This window comes from Promicromonospora kroppenstedtii DSM 19349 (assembly GCF_000515355.1).
GTDB classification, from domain to species: domain Bacteria; phylum Actinomycetota; class Actinomycetes; order Actinomycetales; family Cellulomonadaceae; genus Promicromonospora; species Promicromonospora kroppenstedtii.
This window is the reverse complement of record NZ_KI911649.1, coordinates 4,788-13,670: the sequence shown is the minus strand read 5'-3', so window position 1 is coordinate 13,670 and position 8,883 is coordinate 4,788. Positions and strand designations below refer to the sequence as shown.

Here is an 8,883-nt window from a genome sequence, read left to right as displayed (position 1 = left end):
CCATGAACGCGGCCGCGCTGTTCGTGCCGTGCCACCGCATCCTGCGCACCGACGGCACGCTGGGCGGCTTCCGCTACGGGCTGCCGGTCAAGGAGAGCCTGCTGGCCCGCGAGGCCGCATCGGCATGACGTACGAGGCCCGGGTTTCTCCTCTTTGAGCGACGTCAAAGAGGAGAAACCCGGGCCTCGAAGGGGACTGCGACAGCGTCAGCCCTTGACGGACCCCGCCAGCAGGCCGCGCACGAAGTAGCGCTGCAGGGACAGGAACACGATCAGCGGTACGACCATCGAGATGAACGCGCCGGCCGACAGCACATGCCAGTCCCCACCGCGCGAACCCGCGAGCTCCGCCACCCGGACCGTGAGCGGGAACGTCTTCAGGTCACCCATGACCAGGGCGACCAGCAGGTCGTTCCACACCCACAGGAACTGGAAGATGGCGAACGCCGCCAGCGCCGGGGTGAGCAGCGGGAGCACGACCCGGAAGAACACCTGCACGTGGCCGGCACCGTCCATCCGCGCCGCCTCGATCAGGGACCTCGGGATCTCCTTCATGAAGTTGTGCAGCAGGAAGATCGCCAGTGGCAGCGCGAAGATCGAGTGCGACAGCCAGATGGTCCAGAACGAGCCGTTGATGCCCAGGTCCACGTAGGCCGACAGCAGCGGCACGAGCGTGATCTGGATCGGGACGATCTGCAGGGCGAACACCGCGATGAACAGGAAGTCCGCACCCTTGAAGTCGACCCAGGCGAACCCGTAGGCGGCCAGCAGGGCGAGGGTGATCGGGATGAACACCGCGGGCAGCGTGACCACGAACGAGTTCACGAAGAACACTGCCAGGTTCGTGGACCCGTCGAACAGCGCGGTCTCGTAGTTCTTCAGCGAGAAGACGCCCTCGCCGGCGAACGCGGAGCCGAACACGGTCCACCAGCCGCTCTGCCGGATGTCCAGCTCCGGGCGGAACGACGTGATGAGCAGACCGACCGTCGGGAGCGTCCACAGGATGGCGATGACGACGGCGAGCGTGCTCGCCCACGGGTTGGACAGGGCCTTGCGCGCCTTGCGGGCACGGTTGTTGAGGCTCGACGTGCGGCGGGGCACCTCGGGGGCAGGAGTCGCTGCTTCGACGGTGCTCATCGGACGTCCTCCGAGAGGCGCTGCTGGCGCACGTTGTAGATGATGACCGGGACCACGATGACGAACAGCAGCACGGCCAGCGCCGCGCTCAGGCCCGCCTCGTTCTGCCGGAACCGCTGGTCGTAGAACTCCAGGGCCACGATCGAGGTGTTGAACTGGCCCGCGGTCATGGTTCTGACGATGTCGAACGTCTTGAGCGTGGTCATCGCGATGGTGGTGAGCACCACCACGAGGGCCGGCCGGATGCTCGGGATCGTGATGCGCCAGAACATGCCGAAGCCGGAGACGCCGTCGAGCCGTGCGGCCTCCACGATGTCGTCGGGTATCGCCTTGATCGACGCCGACAGCAGCGTCATCGCGAAGCCTGCCTGGATCCAGATGAACACCACCATGATGAGGAAGGTGTTCAGCGGCCGGCTGAGCAGGAACTGCTGCGGCTCACCGCCGAGCCAGACGATGAACTGGTTGAGCAGGCCCGTCTGGTTCACGCCGGCGGGCTTGAACTCGTAGACGAACTTCCAGATGATCGACGCGCCCACCATGGAGATGGCCATCGGCAGGAACACCAGGCCCTTGGCGACCGCCTCGAACCGGCTCTTGTCGACCAGATAGGCGTACACGAGGCCCAGGAACGTGGCCACGAGCGGTGCGACGAGCACCCACAGCGCCGTGTTGCCGAGCACGATGAGGAACCGCTGTTCGGTGAAGGTCTGGATGTAGTTGTCCAGGCCCACGAACTCCGTGCTGTTGCGGTTCATGAACGAGTTGATGATGGTGCGGATCGCCGGGTACACGAGGCCGAGCAGGAGCAACAGCAGCGCCGCGCCCGTGAACCCGAAGCCGACGAACCAGCGAGAAGGGTTCCGTGGCCGGTCGACCACGAAGAGGATGATGCCCATCAGCACGACGAACAGCACGATCGCGATGAGCATGAGCAATAACTTGTGCGCGGGGTCGTCCCCGGCGTGCAGCAGCCAGTCCATGGCTATCTCCTGTCGCTGTCCTGGTCCGGTCGTCCTTGACTGGTCCCGGCCCTCAGCCTAGGACGGCGGAGGCGTGGGACCCGAAGTCCCACGCCTCCGCGCGTCATGGTCGAGGTCCGGGCGTCAGTTCTTGGGCCAGGAGTCCTCGATGGTGTCGGTCACCTGCTGGCTGCTCTCGTCGCTGGCGAACCACTCGACCATGCCGTTCCAGAAGGAGTCGGTGCCGACGGCGGCCGGCATGAGGTCCGACGCGTCGAAGCGGGCCACCGTGGCCGGGTCGGCGAGGATCTCGGCGGACAGCCGGTCGAAGTCCGTGGCCAGGTTGTCCGGGTCCAGACCCTTGTTGGCGCTCACCCAGCCGCCGGCGGGGGTGGCCAGGGCCTTGGCGTTCGCCCAGTCCGCGCTGGAGAGGTAGGTCTGGAACGCCTGCACCTCGGGACGGTCGGTGAACGCGCCGATGAACTCACCGGCGACCAGCGTCGGCTTCTCGTCGGCCGTCTGGGCCGGCAGGTAGAACGCGTAGACGTCGCCGTCCGGGCCCACCTCGGTGCCCTCGGGCCACTGCGTCTGGTAGAAGTTCGCGGCGCGGTGCATCCAGCAGTTGCCGTCGAGGATCGGGTAGCCCGCGTCGGTCCAGGTCGCCGTGGCGATCGAGTCGACGCCGCCGAGCCCGCCGTTCACGTAGTCCGGGTTCTTGAGGATCTCGCCGGCCGTGTCGAACGCGTCGACGATCTGCGGGTCGTTGAACGGGATCTCGTGGGTGTACCACTGGTCGTAGACGTCCGGGCCCGCGGTGCGGAGCACGACGTCCTCGATCCAGTCGGTGCCCGGCCAGCCGGTGGCGTCACCGGACTCGATGCCCGCGCACCAGGGGCGGGTGGCGCCCTCGTTGCCCTCGGCGATGGTGGCGGTGAGCTCCATCAGCTCGTCCCAGGTGGTCGGCACCTCGTAGCCGGCGTCGGCGAACATCGACGGCGAGTACCAGACGTACGACTTGACGTTGGAGCCCAGCGGCGCGGCGTAGAACGTGCCGTCGACGGTGCCGTACTCCTTCCACTCCGCCGACCAGCCCTCGTCGACGTTCGCCTCGACCTGCTTCGGCGCCGGGAGGACCGCGTCGTAGTCGTTGACGAGGGTCTGGAGCAGGCCGGGCTGCGGCAGGATCGCGATGTCCGGCGGGTTGCCGGCCTGGACACGCACGGGCAGCTGGGCCTCCATCTCGCGGGAGCCCTCGTAGTTGATCGTCACGCCGGTGCAGTCCTCGAACGGCTTGTACGACGCCGTCTGGGTCTCTGCCTCGGGCTCCACGATCGTCGTGTAGACGTTGACCTCGGTGCCCTCGAGGTCGCCGAACTCCTCGTAGGCGGCGCAGTCGATCGTGGCCTGGGTGGCCTCGCCGCCGCCGTCCTCGCCGCCGCCGTCGTTGGTGTCGGCACAGGCCGCAAGGACCAGGGCCAGGCTCGCGCCGGTCGCCGCCAGGGCGACCGCTCGGCGCTTGGAAGCCATCCGGATAGTCATCTCGTGCTCCTCCACTGCTTCGTGGGCTCAGAACCCTCTGACTTGCGGGTACGGACCGGCAGACTGCCGGGTTGCCCGACCTCAACGCAACCGTGGTTTCCGATCCGATGCAAGCCCATACAGCATCACCTTGCATTACGAAATCGTTGCAATCGCACCCGCCGCCCAAGACGGGTGAAGCCCCGGGTAGCGCGCACGCAACGTCTCAGCGCAGGCACGACGGCGTGTCGGCGGCGGGACGTAGGCTTGTGCCGCCAGATCACTGGTGACCCTACGGAAGGACGGACATGATCGAGCTGAGGACGCCGCGCGAGATCGAGGAGATGCGCCCGGCGGGACGCTTCGTCGCCGACGTGCTGCTCGCCGTCCGCGAAGCAGCGGGCGTGGGGGTCAACCTCCTCGAGCTCGACGAGGTCGCGCACAAGATGATCCGCGACCAGGGCGCCGAGTCGTGCTACATCGACTACCACCCGTCGTTCGGCGCCATGCCGTTCGGCAAGGTCATCTGCACGTCGGTGAACGACGCCGTGCTGCACGGCCTGCCGTTCGACTACGCGCTGCAGGACGGCGACCTGCTGTCGATCGACTTCGCGGCCTCCGTGAACGGCTGGGTCTCCGACTCCGCCCTGTCGATCGTGGTCGGCAAGCCGGACCCGGCCCGCGCCGAGCGCGACGCCAAGCTGATCCGCACCACCGAGGTGGCGCTGGAGGCCGGCATCGCCGCCGCGCAGCCGGGCAAGAAGATCGGCGACATCTCCGCGGCGATCGCGGAGGTCGCGCACGCGGCCGGCTACTCGGTCAACACCGACTTCGGCGGGCACGGCGTGGGCCGCACCATGCACGGTGACCCGCACGTGCCGAACAACGGCCGCGCGGGGCGCGGGTTCCCCCTCAAGCCGGGCCTCGTCATCGCGGTCGAGCCGTGGTTCCTGGAGACCACGGACAAGATCTTCACCGACCCGGACGGCTGGACGCTGCGTTCCGAGGACGGTTCGCGCGGTGCCCACTCGGAGCACACGATCGCGATCACGGAGGACGGCCCGCTGATCCTCACGGCGCGCTGACCGACGCCGCCGAGACAGGACCAGGGCGAAGCAGGACTGCGGCGAGAGAGAACTCGCCCTGGTTCCGTCTCGGCGGAGGTCAGATCAGGGTCTTGAGCGCCTGGATCACGCCGTGCTGCGTGATGTCGCCGACGGTCTCGTTGGCGATCGCCTTCACCGCCGCCGGGGCGTGGCCCATCGCGACGGCCCGTGCCGCCCAGCTCAGCATCTCGATGTCGTTCAGGCCGTCGCCGACGGCCAGCGTGTTGTGCCGCGGGACGCCGAGCAGGGAACGGATGTTCTCCAGCGACGTCGCCTTGCTCAGGTGCCTGGGGGTCACGTCGATCCAGTCCGGCCCGGCCTCGGTGGCGGTGACGCCGTGCCGGCGCAGCGGTTCGAGCAGGTCCAGCACGTTCGGGCCACGCAGGATCGCGCGCGACGCCGGCATGACACCCAGCTCGTCGACGTCGACCACGCGCTGGGCGCCGTTGACCTCGTGGGGCTCGAACAGCCGGTTCACGCGGTAGCCCACGCCGATCTCCTCGACGCCGATCTGCACGTCGGGGAACCGGCTGAGCGCCATCCGGGCCACGGGGCCGACGTCGAACGTCAGGACGTCCTCGAGCTGGTAGCCGTTGGTGCAGGTGGCGCAGAGCCGCGCCGTCACCGCGCCGTTGGAGGCGACCACCCAGCCGTCGGTGATCCCGAGCTCCTTGGCCACGGGCAGGATCCCCGTCAACGACCGTCCCGACGCGAGGACCACGTGATGCTTCCGGCCGCGCACGAGGCGTACGGCCAGAACCGTCGGCCCGGGCACCGGCTGCCCGGTGACCAACAGGGTCCCGTCGATGTCGAGGGCGACCAGGTGGGGCGCATCGTTGCGCACCCGCATGGACACCGACTGGTCGTCCAGGATCATCACGTACCCCCATGGCACCGTGAGCGCCGTCACCCTTCGACGGATCGCGCCCAAATGTACAGGCTTTCGGCTGGTGATCCATACCTTTGCACAGATAGCTCTTTCACCCGCACAGATCACCCGCCGTGTCGCGCGACTCAGAGCAGCGAGCGGAGCACGTCCACCACGCCGTCCTCGTCGATGGTGCCGGTCACGGCGTCGGCCGCCGCCCGCACCGGTTCGGTCGCGTGCCCCATCGCCACGCCCCATCCTGCCCACCGCAGCATGTCGATGTCGTTGCTGCCGTCACCCACGGCGACGGTGTTCTCGGCCGCCACGCCGAGCTCCTTGCGTACCGCCTCGAGGGCCGACGCCTTCGTCACGCCCTGCGGTGCGATGTCCATCCACGCGGACCAGCCGACGGCGTACGTCACGTCGTCGAACCCGAGCCGCGCCGCGATCTCGTGGAACTCCGCGCTCGTCTCCCCCGGGCTGCGGACGACGACGCGTGTGACGTCGCCGGCCCAGAGCTCCTCGAAGTCCACCACCCGGTGCTCCCCGTTGAGCTCGCCCTCCGGGAAGAGCTCGTTCATCCGGAAGCCCACGCCGACGTCCTCCACCGCGTAGCGCGCGTGCGGCAGCTCCACCTGGAGCATGCGGAGCACGGGCTCGGGGTCGAAGGTCTCGACCTTCTCCAGGGTGTAGCCCGTGGGGGCGGACGCGTCGAGTCGGGCCGTGACAGCACCGTTCGACGCGACGATCCAGGAGTCCTCGATCTTGAGCTCGGCCGCGATCGGCGTCATCGCGATGAGCGACCGGCCCGACGCGAGCACCACGTGGTGCCCGGCGGCCCGCACCGCGGCCACCGCCTCGCGTGCGGCGTCGGACAGCACCTCGTCGTACGTGACGAGCGTGCCGTCGATGTCGAGGGCGACAAGCTTGCGTTCGGTGGCAGGAGGCACGCTGGCAGCCTACCCACCGGCCGGTGAACAGCAGCGAACCGCCGGGTTACTTCACCGGCTCCAGGACCTCCAGGCCGCCCAGGTACGGGCGCAGGCCCTCCGGGACGTGGACCGAGCCGTCGGCCTGCTGGTGGTTCTCCAGGATCGCGACGATCCAGCGGGTGGTGCCGAGCGTGCCGTTCAGGGTGGCGACGTTGCGGGTCGAGCCGTCCTCGGTCCGCTCGCGGACGCCCAGTCGGCGGGCCTGGAACGTGGTGCAGTTCGACGTCGAGGTGAGCTCCAGCCAGCGGTCCTGGGTGGGGAGCCACGCCTCGCAGTCGAACTTCCGGGCCGCCGACGAACCGAGGTCGCCCGCCGCCGTGTCGATGACGCGGTAGGGCAGCTCGACCTTGGCCATCATGGCCTCTTCCCAGCCCAGCAGGCGCTGGTGCTCGGCCGCGGCGTCCTCGGGGGCGCAGTAGCTGAACATCTCGACCTTGTGGAACTGGTGCACGCGGATGATCCCGCGCGTGTCGCGGCCCGCCGAGCCGGCCTCACGGCGGTAGCAGGCGCTCCAGCCCGCGTACCGCAGCGGCCCGTCGGACAGGTCCACGATCTCGTCGCTGTGGTAGCCGGCGAGCGCCACCTCGGAGGTGCCGACCAGGTACAGGTCGTCCTTCTCCAGCCGGTAGATCTCGTCGGCGTGGGCGCCCAGGAAGCCGGTGCCCTGCATGGTCTCGGGCTTGACGAGGGTCGGCGTGATCATGGGCGTGAAGCCCTGCTGCACGGCCTGGTCCATCGCCATGTTGAGCAACGCCAGCTCCAGGCGGGCACCGATGCCGGTCAGGAAGTAGAACCGCGCGCCCGAAACCTTGGCGCCGCGCTTGGTGTCGATGGCGCGCAGGCCCTCACCGAGCTCCAGGTGGTCCTTGGGCTCGAAGCCCTCGGCCGCGAAGTCGCGCCGGGTGCCCACCTGCTTGAGCTCGACGTAGTCCTCCTCGCCGCCGGCGGGCGCGCCCTCGATCACGTTGGCGATCGAGTACAGCACGCGGTCGAGCTCCTGCTCGGCCTCGCCGGCCGTGGCCTGGTGCCGCTTGACGTCCTGCGCGAGCTGCTTGGTGCGGGCCAGCAGCGCCTGCTTCTCGTCACCCTGGGCCTGGGCCACCTGCTTGCCCAGGGACTTCTGCTCCGCGCGCAGGCTCTCGAACTCCGCCAGGGAGGAGCGGCGGAGCGCGTCGGCGTCGAGCGCCACGTCGACGAGGTCGGGGTCGTCGCCGCGGGCCACCTGGCTCGCGCGGACGACGTCGGGGTTGTCGCGCAGAAGTCGGAGATCGATCACGGACAGAGCCTATCGGCGCCGCCCCGCAGGTGTGGTCCGCAGCGCGACCATCGTGAGCAGCGGCACGGCCGGGATGAGCGCGATCATGGCGATCCGCAGGCCGAAGTCGTTGACCAGCGAGCCCAGCACGGCCATGACCCACATCGCCACGAGGGCGGGCCGCAGGAACTCCCAGCTGCGTTCCGCCCGCGTGAACCACGCCGGCGTCAGACGTGCGCGCCACGCCTGCGGACCGAAGAGCGCCAGCCCCACCAGCACCAGGATCGCCACCGTGGCCCAGACCGCCGGGCCGCCCGTGATCGAGTTCAGCGCGTACAGCGCCTTGCGCAGCAGCGTGGAGACCGCCTCGCCGTCGACCACCTGGCCCACGAACCGGCCAAGGTGCGAGCGCGAGTCGGGCGGGCGCAGCCAGTCCAGCACGCCCACCAGCGCGACCACACCGACGCCCGCCGCCGCGACCCAGGTGAACCGCCAGAGGGTCAGCCGCAGCCCGGACGCCGCGGTGGCGACCACCACGAACGCCGGGACCAGCACCAGCCCCCCGCCCAGGTCGGCACCGAGCGTCGGCCAGACGTCCACCGCCATCGCGATCACGCCCACGACGCTCACCGCCACGGTGGCCAGCACCCGCCTCCCGCGCGAGACCAGCAGCTGCGCCAGGGCGGCCGCGAGCACGATCGCCGCGACGGCATACACCGAGAACGTCGGGTTACCGAAACCGTAGAACCGCGCGCCGAACGTCGGCGCCGACCCCAGCGGGGCCGCCCGGTTCAGGGGCGTGCCGAACAGGGCGTCCAGCGTGAGCGCGACGAACGTGATGCCAGCGACCACCGCCGGGGCGGCCCACAGGGGTCTCCTGGGTGCGAGCAGGCTCAACCCGGTCACGGCCGCCGTCACGAGCAGGGTGGCCCCCAGGATCGCGAGCACGGGCAGGTCGAACCGCCACCAGCCGGTGAGGGAGACCAGGAACCCGCCCGCGGGCAGCGCGGTGAGCGCCGTGGCGGCGACCACCGCCGTCCGCCGCA

The 8,883-nt window shown here is 69.6% G+C and carries 8 protein-coding genes and 1 pseudogene; 2 read left to right on the top strand and 7 right to left on the bottom strand.

Annotation, left to right across the window (positions count from 1 at the left end):
- On the top strand, positions 1–128 hold a 128-nt coding region (locus PROKR_RS34425), incomplete at its 5' end, for an MGMT family protein (RefSeq protein ID WP_084800350.1).
- 78 nt (positions 129–206) lie between these two features.
- Here the strand turns inward: PROKR_RS34425 and PROKR_RS09580 are convergent.
- The 3 genes from PROKR_RS09580 to PROKR_RS09570 all read right to left on the bottom strand — a co-directional run bounded on the left by PROKR_RS09580 (position 207) and on the right by PROKR_RS09570 (position 3,637).
- Positions 207–1,136: a carbohydrate ABC transporter permease gene (locus tag PROKR_RS09580; protein WP_036962590.1), complete on the bottom strand. Its 930-nt coding sequence runs from the start codon at positions 1,134–1,136 to the stop codon at positions 207–209.
- Positions 1,133–2,119 carry a carbohydrate ABC transporter permease gene (locus PROKR_RS09575; RefSeq protein WP_036962588.1) on the bottom strand — a complete coding sequence of 329 codons (987 nt, stop codon included), beginning with the start codon at positions 2,117–2,119 and terminating at the stop codon, positions 1,133–1,135. Before PROKR_RS09575 ends, PROKR_RS09580 begins: the two co-directional genes overlap by 4 nt.
- Positions 2,120–2,242: 123 nt before the next feature.
- The gene (locus PROKR_RS09570; protein ID WP_245605771.1) at positions 2,243–3,637 is read right to left on the bottom strand and encodes an ABC transporter substrate-binding protein; all 1,395 of its coding nucleotides are present in this window, start codon (positions 3,635–3,637) and stop codon (positions 2,243–2,245) included.
- A 287-nt stretch (positions 3,638–3,924) separates the two neighbouring features.
- On the opposite strand from PROKR_RS09570, the gene map reads away from it, so the two are divergent.
- Positions 3,925–4,701, top strand: coding sequence for a type I methionyl aminopeptidase (gene map, locus PROKR_RS09565; RefSeq protein WP_036962584.1), 777 nt, complete (start codon positions 3,925–3,927; stop codon positions 4,699–4,701).
- 79 nt (positions 4,702–4,780) lie between these two features.
- Here map and PROKR_RS09560 read toward each other — a convergent pair whose 3' ends face one another.
- The 4 genes and pseudogenes from PROKR_RS09560 to PROKR_RS09545 form a co-directional block, all read right to left on the bottom strand.
- Positions 4,781–5,599, bottom strand: a complete 819-nt coding sequence (locus PROKR_RS09560; RefSeq protein WP_245605770.1) for an HAD family hydrolase — start codon at positions 5,597–5,599, stop codon at positions 4,781–4,783.
- 137 nt (positions 5,600–5,736) lie between these two features.
- A complete protein-coding gene (locus PROKR_RS09555) occupies positions 5,737–6,540 on the bottom strand; it encodes an HAD family hydrolase (protein WP_036962583.1) in 804 nt (267 codons plus the stop codon).
- Between the two features lie 46 nt (positions 6,541–6,586).
- Positions 6,587–7,858, bottom strand: a complete 1,272-nt coding sequence (gene serS, locus PROKR_RS09550) for a serine--tRNA ligase (protein ID WP_036962581.1) — start codon at positions 7,856–7,858, stop codon at positions 6,587–6,589.
- Between the two features lie 9 nt (positions 7,859–7,867).
- A pseudogene (locus PROKR_RS09545) lies at positions 7,868–8,883 on the bottom strand (hypothetical protein); the annotation flags it as partial.

Coding starts and splice junctions, on each gene's coding strand:
- PROKR_RS09560 (WP_245605770.1), bottom strand. CDS start 5,599: ATGATCCTGGACGACCAGTCGGTGTCCATGCGGGTGCGCAACGATGCG.
- PROKR_RS09580 (WP_036962590.1), bottom strand. CDS start 1,136: ATGAGCACCGTCGAAGCAGCGACTCCTGCCCCCGAGGTGCCCCGCCGC.
- PROKR_RS09570 (WP_245605771.1), bottom strand. CDS start 3,637: ATGACTATCCGGATGGCTTCCAAGCGCCGAGCGGTCGCCCTGGCGGCG.
- PROKR_RS09575 (WP_036962588.1), bottom strand. CDS start 2,119: ATGGACTGGCTGCTGCACGCCGGGGACGACCCCGCGCACAAGTTATTG.
- map (WP_036962584.1), top strand. CDS start 3,925: ATGATCGAGCTGAGGACGCCGCGCGAGATCGAGGAGATGCGCCCGGCG.